The sequence below is a fragment of the Bhargavaea massiliensis genome (genome assembly GCF_050480245.1).
GTDB lineage: Bacteria > Bacillota > Bacilli > Bacillales > Anoxybacillaceae > Anoxybacillus.
Genome location: NZ_JBCNEQ010000040.1, coordinates 16,020 through 33,055, shown reverse-complemented (window position 1 = coordinate 33,055; position 17,036 = coordinate 16,020). Strand labels below are relative to the sequence as shown.

The following is a 17,036-nucleotide window of genomic DNA, read 5'->3' as shown; positions in this document are numbered from 1 at the left end:
CCTCCTCCTACTCGATTAAATTATAAAACGATTGCCGCGATCCATGCGAAAATAATGACAGGAATGTTGTAATGAATAAATGTTGGAACACATGTATCCCAAATGTGGTGATGCTGTCCATCAACGTTTAAACCTGACGTTGGACCGAGCGTGCTGTCAGAGGCAGGTGATCCTGCATCGCCGAGTGCGCCAGCAGCTCCAATAATCGCAATTGTTGCCATTGGACTAAGTCCAAGCTTCATACAAAGCGGAACAAAAATGGTTGCGATAATCGGAACGGTAGAAAACGAAGAGCCGATGCCCATCGTGATCAGTAGTCCGACAAGTAACATAAGCAATGCGCCGAGTGACGCGTTATGACCGATGAATGAAGCAGCCTGTTCAACAAGTTTCTCAATGTGCCCAGTTTTTTTTAATACATGGGCAAATCCTGAAGCGCTTAACATAACAAATCCAATAAATGCCATCATGCGCATACCTTCTGTAAACAAACGATCGCTTTCTGTGAAACGAATACATCCGCTCAAGTAAATGACAACAATTCCTGCTAATGCTCCAAAAATCATTGAGTCAAGGACAAGTTGGACAGTTAAGGCGACAATTACAGCGATAATCGCAAACAATACGCCGCGTTGATGAAACGATGCATTTGTGTCGTTTTCCATTGTTGTTTGTTTATACGCTCGTGGTTTCCGATATACAAAAAAGGCGATAAGTAAACCGACAATCATTCCGAGCGATGGTAAGAACATTGCTTTTGGAATATCTGATTTTGCTACGACTAGCCCACCTTGGGCCATATTTGATTGTACAATGTCGTGAAAAATCGCCCCAAACCCAGTAGGTAGCCACATGTAAGGGGTAATTAAACCGAATGTAATAATCGATGCCACTAACCGCCGATCCACATGCAGCTCATTCAAAATATGCAAAATTGGCGGAATTAAAATGGGAATAAAGGCAATATGGATCGGAATTAAGTTTTGTGAAAAGCATGACATCAATAAAATGATAAGAAGAATAAGCGCTTTTGAATATCGTTTTCCTTCTCCTTGTTTACCAACAATTTTTACAACCATATGGACAATGGCACTTGGTAACCCTGTTTTTGAAATTGCGATAGCAAATCCACCTAACAAAGCATAGCTTAAGGCAACTTCTGCGCTATTCCCTAGTCCTTCTGAAAACAATTCAACAGTTTTTGAAAGGCTGAGGTTTCCAATCCATCCGCCTACTAACGATGCGATAAGTAATGAAAACACAACGTTCATTCGCATTAAACTAAGGATGAGCATGACGAGTACTGAGATAACAACAGCGTTCATAATGACCTCCATAAAACACTTTAGTTTGATAAATTGGTAGAGTAATGAAACACTAAACAATCTATCATATTCATTCATATGTCGTCAACAATCATTTTGGTTAAGGGCAATGTTAATGGCTGTCTCCTACTATTCTTCAATGATCCAATTTTGTTGCTATAGACCCACATGATGTATACTTGTTACAATGTTAACGCAAGAAAATGAAAAAGTTGGTGAATATATGACGCAAATGAAACCAGAACTAGGGGCATGGGTGAGCATTGGCGCTTATATTATATTATCTTTGGTAAAGTTGTACGTCGGATATATGTCAAATTCAGAAGCGTTACAGGCAGATGGATGGAATAATTTCACTGATATCCTTGCTTCTGTCGCCATTTTAATTGGGCTACTGATTGCGAAGAAGCCACGTGATAATAATCATCCGTACGGTCATTCACGCGCGGAACATATTTCTTCTTTGATTGCAGCGTTTATTATGATGTCTATTGGGGTTGATGTGTTAACCCATTCGGTGCAGACGTTAAAAAATAAGGGGTATGTCGAGCCAGACTGGATAGCGGTATGGACAGCTAGCGCTTCAGCTATATTTATGTTTGCCGTATATACGTTTAATAAGCGTTTAGCGATGGTGACAAATAGTCATGCGCTTGCTGCCGCTGCCAAAGATCATTTATCCGATGCCCTCGTTAGTATAGGTACGGTTGTTGGTGTGATTGGTGCTCAGTTACATATGCGTTGGCTCGACCCTGCTACTGCTTTCGTCATTGGATTGATGATTTGTAAGACAGCGTGGGATATTTTTAAAGAAGCATCCCATACGTTGACGGATGGTTTTGATGACGAGATGCTGCAACGATACAAACAGGAAATTGAGCGTATTGACGGTGTGAAACGAGTGGTAGATATTAAAGGGCGAATGTATGGCAATGAAGTCGTCATTGATGTTACAATTTGTGTTGCTCCACACTTAAACGTCGTAACAAGTCATAATATTGCGGATCAAGTTGAGCGGTTGCTCGAACGCAAATATGGGGTAGTTTATGCCCACATCCATATTGAACCTGATCAACAAGATCACGCTCTCCGTGAAGAGTGAGATGAAGAAAGGAGTTGCAAAATGGAAAATAAAAAACTCGGTACAATTTATGCATTGCTTGCTTATGTATTGTGGGGAATATTGCCTTTGTATTGGAAATTACTTCAACATATCGGAGCAGAGGAGATTTTATCTTATCGTATTGTCGCTTCTTTTTTGTTTATGATCGCGTTGTTGCTCATTAAAAAAAGTTGGTTTACATTTTTGCATACATGTCAATTGTTGCGGCGAGAAAAAAAGCGTGCAATCGCTTTAATCGTTGCATCGTTGCTTATTAGTACAAATTGGTTTATTTACATATGGGCTGTCAATCATGATCATATGGTTGAAGCAAGTTTAGGATATTATATGAATCCGTTGTTAAACGTATTATTAGGTGTTATTGTATTAAAAGAACGTCTATATAAATGGCAAGTCGTGTCGTTTATTTTAGCAGCTGTTGGAGTTGTGCTTATGACGATTGAATATGGCAAAATTCCATGGGTTGCGCTTTCGCTTGCTTGTAGCTTTGCGCTCTATAGTCTTGTGAAAAAAGTCATTTCTGTTGATGCAACAATTGGTTTGACTGTTGAGACGATGCTCGTGACTCCTTTTGCGTTCATATTTATTGTCCATTCGTTTGGACAGCTGCCCGATGCTTCTTTTTCGCTTGCAACGATGTTATTGCTTGTAGGGGCTGGGCCGGCAACCGTATTGCCCCTTTTATATTTTGCTAAAGGAGCTCAGCATATTTCACTAACTCTTTTAGGATTTTTACAATATATCTCGCCGACATTGAGTTTACTTCTTGGTGTGTTTTTGTTTCACGAGCCGTTTACAAATGCTCATGTATATGCGTTTATCTGTATTTGGACTGCGTTGATTTTATTTTCAATTTCTAGCACATGGGAAAAACGAAGGGAAAAATTATTAAACATATAAACGTCTGTCGTTAGGCAGACGTTTTTTTCACCCATCTTTTCAAAATCTCTAACGTTTTACCTACCACTTGAATAGGTTGTTAGTACAAGAAGGAGGTGTCAAAAGATGAGTGGAGGATATTATCATGGCGGTGGCTTTGCGTTAATTGTTGTATTGTTTATTTTGTTAATCATTGTTGGTAGTGCTTATATTGTTGGCTGGGGATATTAATTAAACAATAAAGGGGGAAGTGTGTTATGTACGGATATGGATTTGGCTATGGTTATGGTTATCCAGGATACGGAAAAACATTTGTGTTCATCGTTGTACTTTTTATCTTGCTTATTATCGTCGGCGCGGCCTGGTGCTAAAAAGCAAGAGGGGGGGCCCTCTTGCTTTTATACATGTTTCCATTTTTGACGTAGCCGTATGAATAATAGACCTGCACCTGAAGCTAAGCCAATAATAAGACCGAGCCAATATCCAAACGGTCCGGCAACGGTATAATGAGCTAGTACATATCCAACTGGCAAGCCGACTAACCAATAAGATACAAGTGCAATAAAAAACGGGAATCGAACATCTTTGTATCCTCGCAATGCTCCTTGAATCGGGGCGGCAATGGCATCGGAAAATTGGAAAAATAGGGCATATAACAAAAATTGCTTCGTCCATTGCAAAACAAGTGCGTCATTTGTATATAGCGAAGCGATCGTTTCGCGAAACAATAATAAAGCGATTGAAGCAACGATAGCCATCGTAACGGCAAAAGTAATACCAACCATGCAATAACGTTTCGCATGCCCCAATCGATTGGCTCCCACTTCAAAGCCGACAATAATCGTTAAAGTGAGGGAAATGCTTAGTGGAATCATGTATAAAAGTGAAGCAAAATTCATCGCTGCTTGATGGGCAGCAATTGTCGTTGTTCCGAATTGACTCATTAACAAGGTGACAGCAGAAAAAATGCTTGTTTCAAAAAAGATCGATAGTCCAATGGGTGTACCGATCGAAACTAATTGTTTCCAAATAGACAACGAAATAGGCCTAAGCTTTTTTAGTATATTGTATGTGGCAAAAGGTGTACGGAAGCGAACGAGCAAAAATGCACATAGCAATAAGCACCAATATGTTATACTCGTAGCGTATCCTGCACCGACTCCACCGAGCGCAGGCATGCCCCATCGTCCAAAAATGAGCATATCATTCAATAAAATATTTAACGGCAATGAGCATAACGTTAACGTCATTGTAACTTTTGTTTGACCGAGAGCATCCATAAAGGAGCGAAGAACGTAATAAATAAAAATAGGGACAACGCCAATACATAACGCTTGTAAATATTGATAGGCAACGGTTTGTACGTCATATTCTATATCCATATTTTTTAATAAAACTGGGACGAGAAAATAAACGATTGCAAATACAAAACAAGCAAATGCGATCGCCAAGTATATTGCTTGCTCAACTGTTTGGGAAATACGTTCACGGTCTTTTGCACCAAACGCTTGAGCAACGATGGGGGTTAAGCCAGTTAATATACCGCCAATTCCTGTGAAAATAGCGACCCAAATGTTTGAACCGATCGCCACTCCAGCTAAATCAACTGCACGATATTTTCCGGTCATCATCACATCAAAAAAGTTCATCATATACAAGCTAATTTGTGTGAGAAAGATAGGTAATAAAATATGTAAAAATTGCTTTATTTTTTCTTTTAACGTATACGTTTCTTTCATCATTTTCCTCCGAACACAAGTAAAGATGTGGACAAACGACATTATAACATATCATTTTTGTATATTCATAGAGAACCTTCTTGCTTGGTCGAGTTGCTTTTGCAGCGTCACAAGACTATATGACACAACGAAAATAAGGGAAAAACCTAGTATTTTATGCGCGCAATATCGGGGGGGCGAACATCAAGTAGAATGTTGGAAAGAAGAACAAGTGAAGTGGAAAAAAGAAGCGTAAAAATGAGGCTGCTTTGACTGCAGCCTCATTTTTTTGAATAAGCTGGTAATTCAATAATAAAGCACGTACCATGTCCTAATTCACTTTGAACGCGCATCGATCCTTTATGCAGCTCAATAATTTTTCGGGACAAAGATAAACCAAGACCTGTTCCCGTTTGTTTTGTCGAAAAAAATGGATCAAAAACATGATGGATAATTGTGGGCGGAATACCAGGCCCATTGTCGTGCACAGAAATTTGAACAAGGTTATTATGCAATTTCGTTCCAATGTTTACGTGCAAAGACTTTTCAGTTTTCGCTTCAATCGCATTGCGAAACAAGTTAATAAACACTTGCAACAGTTGGTTTTTATCAATATAAACGACGTAATGTTGTAGTTTTTCATCTAGATGATAGGAAAGCTCTACGTTATGAAGAAGCGCTTCGCTTCGTAATAAAAGATCTAAATCATTGCGAATGAATTCATTTATATCAATCCACTCTGCTTTTACTTCGTTTGGTTTTGCGATATTTAAAAAGTCTGTAATAATGTCATTTGCTCGATCAAGTTCAGGAATAAGTAGTTGATCAATAAGATGAACGATATGCTCGGGAAGTTGCTCTTTTAAAAATTGTAAATATCCCCGTACGGTCGTCAACGGATTTCGAATTTCATGAGCAATTCCAGCAGCGATCCGCCCAGCAATCGCTAGTTTTTCTGCTTCTTTCATTTGATTAAGCGATTGAAACATGCTAATTACACGTTTAATTGATCCATCTTCATGATATAAAATGCGCGTATTAATGATGCCATAATATCGATCGAGCACTTCGCAATTGTAGAGCGGTTGCTTTGTTCGCAATGTTTTTAGTGTCATAATTTGTTCATCAGGAATGTTTAACAATTCACGAATATGTTTGCCGATGATCTCATCTCGATTTACTCCGACATCGTTGGCAGCTTGCAAATTACATAATGTAATGATTCCTTCAGCATCGACGAAAACGATATGATGAGAAACAAGATCAAAAATAGGTGCTAAAAACTGTTCAACCTGTTCGAATGGATAGTCTTTTTGGAGATCGATATCCCATTGTAGCACAGGTTGTTGACGCTGATCTTTTCTCACCGTTTCAATGATCGGAGAAACTGTATTCCTTTCCTTTTTTAATGCTTTTCCAAGTTCGTAATCAACATAAGAAAATGGGAAAGAAATGTGTTCAACAAAACGCTTATATAAACTCAGTTCTTCCTCGAGCTCATTTATTTTTCGCTTTAGTTGTTCAAGCGTTTCCATGACTTTAACTCCTCGCTTCACTATTTCTATGTTGAAGTTTAACGTAAAATTGTGAAATCGGCTAGTATTTAATTGTTTTTTTATAAAACTATGTTCTAAATGAAAAATGTAATAAACAACGATGTAAACGAATAAGATGAAAAAGAAAAAAGAAGAAAGGGGGGAGAAGATGACACCTCAATTTATGTCTCTGATCGACCCTTATGTTTACCAAACGTTACAAACACTTAGAGGAAGAGAAGTAGTGATCGAAACTGTGCGGGGAAATATGCATGGCACGATTCAAGATGTGAAGCCCGATCATATTGTGCTAAAAAATGGCGATACCCTCTTTTTTGTCCGCATTCAACAAACCATTTGGATTATGCCGAAATAAAAGGGGGGGATTGGATGTTTACGAGAATTAATAAACTACAAATTGAATTACCAGCGTCTACGTATGCGGATGCAAATGCAGCGGCAGCAGTACAAGAGCTGCTCGGCGGAAAATTTGGGGAAATGTCAACGTTAAACAATTACTTGTTTCAATCGTTTAATTTTCGTGAAAAGAAAAAATTAAAGCCTTTTTATGATTTAGTTGCTAGCATTACAGCGGAAGAGATAGGGCATGTAGAGCTCGTCACAACTGCGATTAACTTATGTTTGACAGGGACGACATATGAAGGAGAACCAGACGTTGCACCAATGCAAAGTGGGGTAGATAAACGAAATACGTACCATTTTATCGCAACTGCTCAAACGGCATTGCCGGGAGATTCGATGGGAAAGTCGTGGTCAGGTGATTATGTATTCAATAGCGGGAACTTAGTACTTGACTTGTTGCATAATTTCTTTTTAGAATGCGGATCACGTACGCATAAAATGCGCGTATATGAGATGACCAATCATCCTGTCGCAAGAGAAATGATAGGTTATTTACTTGTGCGAGGTGGAGTGCACGTTGTCGCTTATGCGAAAGCACTTCAAATCGTGACGGGAGTTGATATAACAAAAATGCTGCCAATCCCGAATTTAAGTAACGATAAGTTTGATACAGCAAGGAAATATGAAGCGCAAGGATGGCACCGAAGATTGTATACATTTAGCGAACATGATTATGAAGATATCAAACAAATTTGGAAAGGTACGCATCCGCTTGATGGAGGACAGCTTGAAGTTATTCAAGGTACGCCAGCAGGTGGCCCAATTCCAGATTTAGAAGCTGTTGAGGAAACCTTTGCCCCAGGTATTTCATACGAAGATTTTCTTGAGATCGCGAAACGTCTGCAACGATCTGCCGGATTGTAATAAGCTGTGCCGAGGGCATAGCTTTTTCTTTTGCACATTTTAATTAATTAAACTATGTTCTAAATAATCAATGTAAACAAAAAGAAAAAAATAGACAATTGATTGACTAGTTACAAACAACATATAATTAAAGAAGACACAAAGGGGGATGAAAACAATTGATTTCACTACAACTATTGAAGAAGCTCAACAGCGAATGAAAAACGTTGTTCATAAAACTCCTCTTGAATTTTCTCAAACATTTAGCCGCTTATCGAATAATCGGGTATACATGAAATTAGAAAATTTACAGAAAACAGGTTCATTTAAAGTGCGGGGATCATATTGACGAAGAAAAAAGCCGAGGTGTCATCACAGCTTCGGCGGGAGATCATGCTCAAGGAGTTGCTTATTCAAGTAGCATGATCGGTATCCCGTGCACAATTGTCATGCCTAAGGGAGCACCGTTAAGTAAAATCCAAGCGACACAAAGTTACGGTGCAAATGTCATTTTATATGGAGATGTGCTTGACGAATCGTTAGAGTATGCGCGAAAACTACAACAAGAAACGGGAGCTACATTTGTTCATCCTTTTGATGATCCAGCTGTTATTGCTGGCCAAGGCACAATCGGACTAGAATTATTCGAACAACTGAATGACATCGATTTGAAGGGAAAAATATTGTTGCGATTTTAAGCGGCGGAAATGTCGATGTGATACTTATTTCACGCATCATTGAACGAGGTCTTGTTGAATCAGGCCGTTTCGTCACGTTTTCAACAGTTATTTCTGACAAACCAGGGCAGTTAAATAAATTGCTGCGAATTATCGCTCATTTAGAAGCAAACGTCATGTCCATTGACCATCAACGAATGGGTACAAATGTTCTCCCTGGACAAGCAGAAGTGCGATTCTCTCTTGAAACAAAAAATCTTGAACATATTGATCAAATTCAACGTGTATTAACAGAATATGGGTATACAATTCGCCGTCTCGATTAAAAATGTTAATTGTACATCTTTCTTGCCTGATGTAAAACAATGCTTTTAAATTGATGCATTTTCTACTATTATTAAATTAAAATAAACGTATGACATTAAAGGTGGGGAGAACAAATGAAACAAATGGAGTTTTTTATCGTTCCGCATCCAAGGGGAACAGTACGAGTAGATGTATATAAAAAAAATGGATCGTATGAAGCGCACGCTAAGTTTAAAGATGTGGCGACAGCACAGGCAAGCGGGAACGATAAACATTTTGCAGTATTGCAAGCACTACATGAACTCGCTAAATTTTTAAATAAATATAAAGGTTCTTGAAGGAGGAAATCGCACATGATTCATTTGAGCTGGCATGAACGTCCAACGATAAAAACAGTTGTATGTAATCATACGAACGCGGAAAAGTACATTGTTCACAATGTATTAACTCCAGGTAAAGAATATGAAGTAAAAAACGAAACAGACGATTTTTATTTCATTGTTGATAACCGTGGAAAAGTTGGCGGATACTATAAGCACTATTTTACAGAAAAAGCGGTATAATGCCGCTTTTTTCATTTTTTACACAACCTTTTCAAATAAATTTCACAAATGTGTATTATGCTTGCTTGCGGATTGAATGAAAATGAGGGGGATCGTTAGTCATGAAAATCGGTAAATTTACAGCGAAATCAGCGGCTGAAAACGGTGACGTATTGTTTTTTGATGACATCGGATGTTTATTCAACTATGAAAGAGACCACAGCGAAGCTGCAAAAAAATATGTACGCGACTACAATACGTTAGAATGGATTGAATTACAAAATGCGACAGTTGTGAAAGCTGATATTAAAACACCAATGAACTATGGATATGCGTTTTTTGCCAAAAAAGAAGATGCTGACAAGTTTGTAAGTGAACAACCGGGCGCGATGATCGTATCATGGGAAGCTGTTGATAAGGTTGCCCACGAACGTTATATGAAAAAGAAACAGATGATGCAAAACAAGGAAGATGGACAAGGTCATGGTCATAACGACAATATGCAACAAGATAGTCATCAAAATGGACATAGCCATAAATAAAAAAGCCTGTCATTTTGGCGGCTTTTTTATTTTTTTAGAAATATTAATATTTACATAAACCGTATTATGTAATATAATACAGATATAACGGTTAGTACAGGAAAGGAAGGGAGGGCGTCATGTTTGATCTGGATTTACGAAGTCGAAAACCAATTTACGAGCAGCTTATCGAGAAAATGAAAGAAATGATTATTCATGGTGTGCTGAAACCGAACGAGCAACTACCATCTGTTCGCTTGCTAGCTAAACAGTTAACGATTAACCCAAATACAATTCAAAAGGCGTATCGAGAATTAGAAAGAGAAGGGTATATTTACTCTATTCCAGGGAAAGGAAGTTTTGTTGCTAATAAAAAAGAGGCTGTTTACAGTGAAAAAGTCAAGCAACTAGAAGAAAATATGTTGAAACTATGTCAAGAAGCATTCTATATCGGATTAAAAAGAGAACAAATTTTTTCAATTGTTGAACGCGCAGAACGTGCGATACGAGGAGGAGAGGAACATGATTCAAATTAATCATGTAAGCAAGCGGTTTGGGGAGTTAGAGGCGATCAAAGATGTGACATTTTCCGTCCCAAAAGGATCAATATATGGGTTACTCGGATCAAATGGTGCTGGAAAAACAACACTAATGAAAATGATAGCAGGTATTTATAAACAAGACAGAGGGTCGATCACCGTTGATGGTGAACCGATTTTTGAAAACATCAAACAGAAAGAACGGCTCATTTTTTTACCTGATGCACTTTATTTTTTTCCGCATACAACAATCCGACAAATGGCCGATTTTTATCGTCATATATATCCAAAATGGAACGGAAAACGTTTTCACGAAATGAAAGAGCTATTTCCTATTGACATAAACCAAAAAATACACCGTATGTCCAAAGGGATGCAGCGCCAAGTCGCCTTTTGGTTAACATTTTCAGCGATGCCTGATGTACTCGTTTTAGACGAGCCGCTCGACGGACTAGATGCTGTCATGAGGCAAAAAGTGAAAAACATTTTATTTCAAGACGTAGCAGATAGAGAAATGACCGTCATTATTTCTTCGCATAACTTATTTGAAGTAGAAGATTTGTGTGACCGTATCGGCATTTTGCATAATGGCTCACTCATTATCGAAAAAGAATTAGACAATTTGAAAACAAACATCCATAAAGTGCAAGTGGCGTTTCACGGTCAACCTCCTTCTACTTTCCTTCAACATTTGGATGTTGTTTATCAAGAACGTCGCGGTAGCGTCCTTCTTTGTATCATTCGTGGAGAAGAGGAACAAATCAGCGCGCATATTCACAAGTATGAGCCCATTTTATTTGATTTATTGCCGCTAACGTTAGAAGAAATTTTTATTTATGAACTGGGGGAAAGAGGATATGCCATTGAAAACATTCTTGTTTAATCGGGGAATTTTTAGTCAAATTGTTCGCAACGTCGGATGGGTTGCACTTGTTTATTTCGTCGGCCTTCTTTTTGCACTACCTATCCATATTTTTATGATGGCTGAAGATGAAAATTGGCTTATGCATCATCAGACGGGTCGCATATTTGATATCGGAAGTATAATTCAGTTTTCCCTTATGTTCACACTTCCTGTGTTGCTTGCCATCTTTTTATTTCGCTATATGCAAGTGAGATTGTCTGCAGATTACATTCATAGTCTGCCAGTTAAACGTGAGGCACTGTTTCTTCAGCATATTGTTACTGCGATGATCATTCTTACTGTGCCCGTCGCAATGATTGCGGGATGTTTAATAATCATGAAACCGCTTCTTCCTGTTTCGCTATATTCACTGAAGCATATAGCCATTTGGTTTACAGGTACGCTGGCAATGAATGTATTATTATTTTCTGGAACGGTGTTTGTTGGGATGTTTACTGGCATGTCCATGCTACAAGGCGTGTTTGCTTATGTTCTGTTTTTCTTCTCAGCAGGAATATTCGTTTTACTTATGTTTAACTTGAAATATTTTTTACACGGTTTTGCATATGAATATTATTTATCCTATAACATTGACAAAATCGCGCCTTTTATTCGGGCATTGACCTGGGAATCAAAACCTATTCAACCAATCGAAATATATATATATATTGTGCTCGCTTTTATATTTTATGTATTGAGTGTATGGCTATACAAAAAACGACATGTTGAAGCAGCAACAGATGCGATCGCTTTTCGTCCGCTCCGCCCCGTATTCACATATGGTTTTACATTTTGTGTCATGCTTGTCGGTGGAGCATATTTCGGGGAGATGCAACAACGAATAACTTGGATCATTTTTGGATATGTATTTGCTTCATTGATCGGCTACTTCATTGCCCGTATCATTTTAGAAAAAACATGGCGCGTGTTCACGCATTGGAAAGCATACGTTCAATATATAGGTTTTATTGCCGTTGTCAGTTTATTATTTGCATTTGACTTATTTGGTTTTGGGAAATACCAACCCCCGTTAAATGACATTGAACGAGCATATTTTGGTGATGATATATACTATTTTGAAAATGATAATGAAAACGGGGAGAATGCGTTTTTCTACGAAAGAGACAACATCGAGCACATTTATTTGTTCCATCAGCAGTTAATGAAGCAGCAAAAATTGCAAACTGAAAATACTAAACATGTTGTCATTGGTTATGACTTGAAAAACGGAAAACGGATTGTTCGTCAATATGCTGTACCATTAGAAGTATATAATCAGTTTTACAAACCTATTTTTCATTCGCTTGAGTTTAAGAAAAATCACTATCCAATTTTGCGTATAAATGATTTCAAAAACGTTTTACAAGTACGAATAGATTCTAATTTAGGAGGGAAAGCCGTTCGATTGCGTGATCGTGAGGAGATCGAATCGTTTTTACACATACTACAGCGTCAGTTGGTAGATGAAACATTTGATCCAATCGCATGGAATCGAGAATGGGGAGCAATTACCGTCACGTATGAAAAACAAAAAGGAATAACCGAGGAAACTATGATCAAGTGGAAAAAGTCGTATCATCTCGTAGATGAATGGTTGCAGCAGCGCGGTTTATTGCAGCAAGCACGGGCGACAGTAGAAGACGTGAGCGAAGTGAAAATAATTAAAAACACAAAACAGTTGAAAACATATGAGTGGACAGATGACATGATTAAACGAGCCGAGGGAATCGTCGTAAAAGATAAAACAAAAATAGAACAATGTATGCAAATGGCTGGTTGGGATGAACGTGCGGATTATATTGTCGTTACCTACTATAAAAGTGGATATGCCGACATACAGTCATTTACTAAACATTTTGTCCCCCCATTCCTTCATTGAAGACCTGAGTGCTCAGGTCTTTTTTTCGTTGTTGGCAAAAGCCACGTATATTCGATAATATATTGTTGTCCATGATAAAAAATAGAGAGGTTGACTAGTTGTGAGACAAATTGAATTATTAGCGCCAGCAGGAGATTGGGACTGTCTTCGTGCAGCTGTCGCAAACGGGGCAGATGCGGTTTATTTTGGTGTCGATAAATATAATGCGCGTGTACGGGCGAAAAATTTCCGTATGGAAGAGTTAAACGATGTCATGGCTTATTTGCATAAATACCATGTTCGCGGATATGTCACTTTTAATATTTTAGTGTTTGAAAATGAATTACAAGAAGCAAAACAGTTAGTTGAAGCATGTATAAATGCCGGGGTGGATGCGCTCATTGTACAAGATTTAGGTCTTGTTAAACTTATTCGAGACATATCACCCGACTTTCCGATTCACGGATCGACACAAATGACAGTTACATCGCCGGAAGCGGTTGAATTTTTAAAGCCTTATCACTTGGAAGTTGTTGTTCTCGGTCGGGAAAATAATTTATCTCATATTCAAAAAATTGCTGAGAAAACAGACGTGCCATTAGAAGTGTTCGTCCATGGGGCACTTTGCGTATCGTATTCCGGACAATGTTTAACGTCAGAAATGTGGGGAGGACGTTCGGCTAACCGCGGCGAGTGTGCACAAGCATGCCGTCTTCCATATGATTTAATCGTTGACGGCGAACAAAAAGAAATGGGAAACGTCGCTTACTTACTTTCTCCAAAAGATTTAGCAGCGCTTGATCTTGTTCCAGAACTTATCGAGGCTGGTGTAAATACGTTTAAAATTGAAGGGCGATTAAAATCACCAGAATATGTAGCTAACGTCGTGAGCAAATATCGAAAAGCAATTGATGAATATTTAGCAGGACGTTATTACACCCCTTCAAAAGAAGAAATACGTGAGCTACAACAAAGCTTTAGCCGTGGATTTACACATGGCTTTTTAAAAGGAACGAACAATAAGCAGCTCGTTGATGGAACTTTTCCGAAAAGCCGAGGTGTATTTCTAGGGACGGTCAAAAAAGTATTAAAAGATGGGGTGCTATGCGATCTACAAGCTCCATTAAAGCGCGGTGATGGAATTGTATTCGACGCAGGACGCCCAGAAGAAAAAGAAGAAGGCGGACGGGTATATGACTTGAGGAAACATGGTAAAAAAATCGAAGGTGAAGTGGAAAAAGGTCTTATTGAAATAATCCCCGGCCGGCATGATATCAATTTAACACGTGTACATGTCGGAGATCGTATTTGGAAAACGAGTGACCAAGGGCTTGGTCGCCGCCTGCGTAAAACATTTGAAACGGAGCGACCATATCAGTTATTTCCGATGACTGTACATGTATATGGCGAAGCAGGGAAGCCGCTTATTTCAACGTGGCGTGACGAAACAACAGGGAATGAAGTCGTTGTTCAATCCGAACAAATGTTAAATGTTGCGCAAAAACGGCCATTAACGTTAGATTTTATAAAAGAACAGTTTGGCAGATTAGGTGGGACTATTTTTGAGTTAAAAGATGTTGATATGCATATGAATGGTGACGTCATTCTTCCGGTTAAAGAATTAAACCAAATGAGAAGAAAAGCGGTTGAACAGCTCATTAAGAAACGTCAACAACCACGGTTGTATATAAAACAAACAGTGGATTTGACATCCCCTTATCGACAAAAGCAACGAACTACAACTCCTGCCTTGATGGCTCTTTGCCGTACAATGGAGCAGGTAGAAGTCGCATGTCATACAGATGTAGACATGGTATATGCAGATTTTGAGTTTACAACCGACTATCCGAAAGCTGTCGAGATAGCACGGTCGGCAAATAAACCAATTGCCCTAGCTACCCCACGTATTCATATGCCTGGAGAAAATGGAATTTTGAGAGGGATTTTAAAGGCTGAACCAGACGCTATTTTAGTTCGTAGTTTAGGTGCAGTACAGTATTATACAAGTCAATCGGTGCAACAACAGCTAATTGGAGACTTTTCGCTTAACATTTCAAACCATCTATCTGCACGATTGTTTCTAGAGCGAGGACTCGATCGAATTACACCTTCATACGATTTAAACATTCAACAGATGATTGATTTACTTGAGGCGGCACCAACAGAACATATCGAAATTGTCATTCATCAACATTTACCAATGTTTCATACTGAACATTGTGTATATTGTACATTTTTAAGCGAAGGAACTGATTTTACAAACTGTGGTCGCCCGTGCGAAAAGCATCGTGTATCTTTACGTGATCGAATTGGCATGCTTCATCCTGTCCGCGTTGATATTGGTTGCCGAAATACAGTGTACAATGCAATCGAACAATCGGGGGCGGAATACATTCCGAATTTTTTATCCCTTGGTGTTCATTCATATCGTGTTGAATTTTTAGAAGAGCCCGCCGAAAAAGTGAAAGAGGTCATCACATTATATCGAGAGGCGCTCGAGGGCAAGCGGAGTGGCACAAGTGTATGGCGAACATTAAAAGCCATCAATCAACTTGGAGTTACACGCGGACAGCTAATAAAAAAATAAGCGGGCTTAAGCTCGCTTATTTTTCCTATTTATACATTTTACTATATAATAGTAAATGAACGAAAAAAGAAAGGGTGATTTCCATGCCAGCTGTTGAATCAAATATGTTTCCGTTAGGAGAGAAAGCACCATCGTTTGAACTTGTCAACGTGATTGACGGACAAATCGTCCGACTAGAAGATGTCAAGTCGGATATCGCGACAGTAATCATGTTTATTTGTAACCATTGTCCGTTTGTTAAACATGTTCAAGAAGAACTTGTTCGTTTAGCTAATGATTATCAGCCAAAGGGCATTTCGTTTATTGCGATCAATTCAAATGATGTAGAAAAATATCCAGACGATTCTCCGGAAAAAATGAAAGAAGTAGCCGAACAACTCGGATATCCGTTCCCGTATTTATTTGATGAAACACAAGAAGTCGCAAAAGCATATCAAGCTGCATGCACTCCTGATTTTTACATATTTGACAGTGAATTGAAATGCGTTTACCGCGGTCAACTCGATGATTCACGTCCAAATAATGGAATCCCAGTGACTGGTTCCTCCATTCGTTCAGCTCTGGACGCATTGCTGTTAGGGAAACCTGTTCCGAAAGAACAAAAACCGAGTATCGGTTGTAGCATCAAATGGAAAGAAAAATAAAAAAACATTTGACATTTTTGTTTCGAGCCTATATACTAAAGAAGTACCATTTCGTTCGTTATATCAAGGATCGTTATAAGCTGCACCTTCGTTAGGTTCATCTTATAAGGACTTGGCGAAAGTGCAGCTTTTGTTTTATGAGTAATGAAACGGTGGTCAATTTTTAAAATTGTTTTGGAGGAATTCACATGAACACAGGTAAAGTAAAATGGTTTAATGCAGAAAAAGGTTTTGGATTCATTGAGACGGACGGAGGTACAGACGTATTCGTTCACTTCACAGCGATCCAAGGTACAGGATTCAAAACGTTGGAAGAAGGCGAAAAAGTAACATTTGACATCGTGAATGGTAACCGTGGGCCGCAAGCGGCAAACGTCCAAAAAGCATAAATAGTCAAACGTACGAGATCTCGCTTATCGTGGGATCTCGTTTTTATTTGCAACAAAACAAATTCTTACTGGCGCAGCTTCGGAGCTGCAAGGACGGAAGAGAGGTAGGGTTTCCGTTGTTTTTGTTTGTTCAACACGCTCATAGGAAGCGTGTCTCTTTTTTTGGGGATGAAAATGCAGAAAATTTAATAAAAAACTATTGAAAAATGATGAACGATCTCAT

18 protein-coding genes and 1 pseudogene are annotated in these 17,036 nt (G+C 38.7%); 16 read left to right on the top strand and 3 right to left on the bottom strand.

The features are described 5' to 3' along the window. Positions 1 to 20: 20 nt before the first annotated feature. Positions 21 to 1,325, bottom strand: a complete 1,305-nt coding sequence (locus ABEV15_RS08525) for a Na+/H+ antiporter family protein (protein ID WP_498852951.1) — start codon at positions 1,323 to 1,325, stop codon at positions 21 to 23. Between the two features lie 223 nt (positions 1,326 to 1,548). Between ABEV15_RS08525 and ABEV15_RS08520 the strand changes: the two genes are divergently transcribed. The 4 genes from ABEV15_RS08520 (at position 1,549) to ABEV15_RS08505 (ending at position 3,698) form a co-directional block, all read left to right on the top strand. After that, positions 1,549 to 2,427, top strand: a complete 879-nt coding sequence (locus tag ABEV15_RS08520) for a cation diffusion facilitator family transporter (RefSeq protein WP_498852952.1) — start codon at positions 1,549 to 1,551, stop codon at positions 2,425 to 2,427. A gap of 21 nt (positions 2,428 to 2,448) precedes the next feature. Next, complete coding sequence (gene rarD / locus ABEV15_RS08515) at positions 2,449 to 3,348, top strand: EamA family transporter RarD (RefSeq protein WP_498852950.1); 900 nt, start codon at positions 2,449 to 2,451, stop codon at positions 3,346 to 3,348. A gap of 105 nt (positions 3,349 to 3,453) precedes the next feature. After that, positions 3,454 to 3,558, top strand: coding sequence for a YjcZ family sporulation protein (locus ABEV15_RS08510; RefSeq protein ID WP_429631124.1), 105 nt, complete (start codon positions 3,454 to 3,456; stop codon positions 3,556 to 3,558). Between the two features lie 26 nt (positions 3,559 to 3,584). Beyond that, positions 3,585 to 3,698, top strand: a complete 114-nt coding sequence (locus tag ABEV15_RS08505) for a YjcZ family sporulation protein (RefSeq protein WP_429631126.1) — start codon at positions 3,585 to 3,587, stop codon at positions 3,696 to 3,698. Positions 3,699 to 3,725: 27 nt separating this feature from the next. Here the strand turns inward: ABEV15_RS08505 and ABEV15_RS08500 are convergent, their stop codons facing one another. Together ABEV15_RS08500 and ABEV15_RS08495 are read right to left on the bottom strand one after the other, a co-directional pair. Next, positions 3,726 to 5,066: an MATE family efflux transporter gene (locus tag ABEV15_RS08500; protein WP_429631128.1), complete on the bottom strand. Its 1,341-nt coding sequence runs from the start codon at positions 5,064 to 5,066 to the stop codon at positions 3,726 to 3,728. A gap of 260 nt (positions 5,067 to 5,326) precedes the next feature. Beyond that, entirely contained in the window at positions 5,327 to 6,580 is a 1,254-nt protein-coding gene (locus ABEV15_RS08495; RefSeq protein WP_498852949.1) for a two-component system sensor histidine kinase NtrB, read from the bottom strand. Positions 6,581 to 6,749: 169 nt separating this feature from the next. Between ABEV15_RS08495 and ABEV15_RS08490 the strand changes: the two genes are divergently transcribed. The 12 genes and pseudogenes from ABEV15_RS08490 (at position 6,750) to ABEV15_RS08435 (ending at position 16,813) form a co-directional block, all read left to right on the top strand. Further along, positions 6,750 to 6,956 carry a YuzF family protein gene (locus ABEV15_RS08490; RefSeq protein ID WP_429631132.1) on the top strand — a complete coding sequence of 69 codons (207 nt, stop codon included), beginning with the start codon at positions 6,750 to 6,752 and terminating at the stop codon, positions 6,954 to 6,956. A 14-nt stretch (positions 6,957 to 6,970) separates the two neighbouring features. Further along, a complete protein-coding gene (locus ABEV15_RS08485; protein ID WP_498852948.1) occupies positions 6,971 to 7,867 on the top strand; it encodes a manganese catalase family protein in 897 nt (298 codons plus the stop codon). A 148-nt stretch (positions 7,868 to 8,015) separates the two neighbouring features. Next, positions 8,016 to 8,849 (top strand): annotated as a pseudogene (locus ABEV15_RS08480) (pyridoxal-phosphate dependent enzyme). Positions 8,850 to 8,963: 114 nt separating this feature from the next. Continuing rightward, positions 8,964 to 9,167, top strand: coding sequence for a hypothetical protein (locus tag ABEV15_RS08475; protein ID WP_429631136.1), 204 nt, complete (start codon positions 8,964 to 8,966; stop codon positions 9,165 to 9,167). Positions 9,168 to 9,182: 15 nt separating this feature from the next. Then, on the top strand, positions 9,183 to 9,392 hold the full coding sequence (locus ABEV15_RS08470) for a DUF6501 family protein (protein ID WP_004890363.1): 210 nt from the start codon (positions 9,183 to 9,185) through the stop codon (positions 9,390 to 9,392). Positions 9,393 to 9,493: 101 nt separating this feature from the next. Next, positions 9,494 to 9,913 carry a nitrous oxide reductase accessory protein NosL gene (locus ABEV15_RS08465; RefSeq protein ID WP_498852947.1) on the top strand — a complete coding sequence of 140 codons (420 nt, stop codon included), beginning with the start codon at positions 9,494 to 9,496 and terminating at the stop codon, positions 9,911 to 9,913. 119 nt (positions 9,914 to 10,032) lie between these two features. After that, positions 10,033 to 10,428 carry a GntR family transcriptional regulator gene (locus ABEV15_RS08460; RefSeq protein ID WP_498852946.1) on the top strand — a complete coding sequence of 132 codons (396 nt, stop codon included), beginning with the start codon at positions 10,033 to 10,035 and terminating at the stop codon, positions 10,426 to 10,428. Next, complete coding sequence (locus tag ABEV15_RS08455) at positions 10,415 to 11,314, top strand: ABC transporter ATP-binding protein (protein WP_498852945.1); 900 nt, start codon at positions 10,415 to 10,417, stop codon at positions 11,312 to 11,314. The genes ABEV15_RS08460 and ABEV15_RS08455 overlap by 14 nt, the downstream gene beginning before the upstream one ends. Then, the gene (locus ABEV15_RS08450; RefSeq protein ID WP_498852944.1) at positions 11,289 to 13,214 is read left to right on the top strand and encodes a DUF6449 domain-containing protein; all 1,926 of its coding nucleotides are present in this window, start codon (positions 11,289 to 11,291) and stop codon (positions 13,212 to 13,214) included. Before ABEV15_RS08455 ends, ABEV15_RS08450 begins: the two co-directional genes overlap by 26 nt. Before the next feature lie 100 nt (positions 13,215 to 13,314). Then, positions 13,315 to 15,780, top strand: coding sequence for a U32 family peptidase (locus tag ABEV15_RS08445; protein ID WP_498852943.1), 2,466 nt, complete (start codon positions 13,315 to 13,317; stop codon positions 15,778 to 15,780). A gap of 83 nt (positions 15,781 to 15,863) precedes the next feature. Then, positions 15,864 to 16,424 carry a thioredoxin family protein gene (locus tag ABEV15_RS08440; RefSeq protein ID WP_498852942.1) on the top strand — a complete coding sequence of 187 codons (561 nt, stop codon included), beginning with the start codon at positions 15,864 to 15,866 and terminating at the stop codon, positions 16,422 to 16,424. A 188-nt stretch (positions 16,425 to 16,612) separates the two neighbouring features. Continuing rightward, on the top strand, positions 16,613 to 16,813 hold the full coding sequence (locus tag ABEV15_RS08435; protein ID WP_003398700.1) for a cold-shock protein: 201 nt from the start codon (positions 16,613 to 16,615) through the stop codon (positions 16,811 to 16,813). Positions 16,814 to 17,036 lie beyond the last annotated feature (223 nt).

Coding starts and splice junctions, on each gene's coding strand:
- ABEV15_RS08525 (WP_498852951.1), bottom strand. CDS start 1,325: ATGAACGCTGTTGTTATCTCAGTACTCGTCATGCTCATCCTTAGTTTA.
- ABEV15_RS08520 (WP_498852952.1), top strand. CDS start 1,549: ATGACGCAAATGAAACCAGAACTAGGGGCATGGGTGAGCATTGGCGCT.
- rarD (WP_498852950.1), top strand. CDS start 2,449: ATGGAAAATAAAAAACTCGGTACAATTTATGCATTGCTTGCTTATGTA.
- ABEV15_RS08510 (WP_429631124.1), top strand. CDS start 3,454: ATGAGTGGAGGATATTATCATGGCGGTGGCTTTGCGTTAATTGTTGTA.
- ABEV15_RS08505 (WP_429631126.1), top strand. CDS start 3,585: ATGTACGGATATGGATTTGGCTATGGTTATGGTTATCCAGGATACGGA.
- ABEV15_RS08500 (WP_429631128.1), bottom strand. CDS start 5,066: ATGAAAGAAACGTATACGTTAAAAGAAAAAATAAAGCAATTTTTACAT.
- ABEV15_RS08495 (WP_498852949.1), bottom strand. CDS start 6,580: ATGGAAACGCTTGAACAACTAAAGCGAAAAATAAATGAGCTCGAGGAA.
- ABEV15_RS08490 (WP_429631132.1), top strand. CDS start 6,750: ATGACACCTCAATTTATGTCTCTGATCGACCCTTATGTTTACCAAACG.
- ABEV15_RS08485 (WP_498852948.1), top strand. CDS start 6,971: ATGTTTACGAGAATTAATAAACTACAAATTGAATTACCAGCGTCTACG.
- ABEV15_RS08475 (WP_429631136.1), top strand. CDS start 8,964: ATGAAACAAATGGAGTTTTTTATCGTTCCGCATCCAAGGGGAACAGTA.
- ABEV15_RS08470 (WP_004890363.1), top strand. CDS start 9,183: ATGATTCATTTGAGCTGGCATGAACGTCCAACGATAAAAACAGTTGTA.
- ABEV15_RS08465 (WP_498852947.1), top strand. CDS start 9,494: ATGAAAATCGGTAAATTTACAGCGAAATCAGCGGCTGAAAACGGTGAC.
- ABEV15_RS08460 (WP_498852946.1), top strand. CDS start 10,033: ATGTTTGATCTGGATTTACGAAGTCGAAAACCAATTTACGAGCAGCTT.
- ABEV15_RS08455 (WP_498852945.1), top strand. CDS start 10,415: ATGATTCAAATTAATCATGTAAGCAAGCGGTTTGGGGAGTTAGAGGCG.
- ABEV15_RS08450 (WP_498852944.1), top strand. CDS start 11,289: ATGCCATTGAAAACATTCTTGTTTAATCGGGGAATTTTTAGTCAAATT.
- ABEV15_RS08440 (WP_498852942.1), top strand. CDS start 15,864: ATGCCAGCTGTTGAATCAAATATGTTTCCGTTAGGAGAGAAAGCACCA.
- ABEV15_RS08435 (WP_003398700.1), top strand. CDS start 16,613: ATGAACACAGGTAAAGTAAAATGGTTTAATGCAGAAAAAGGTTTTGGA.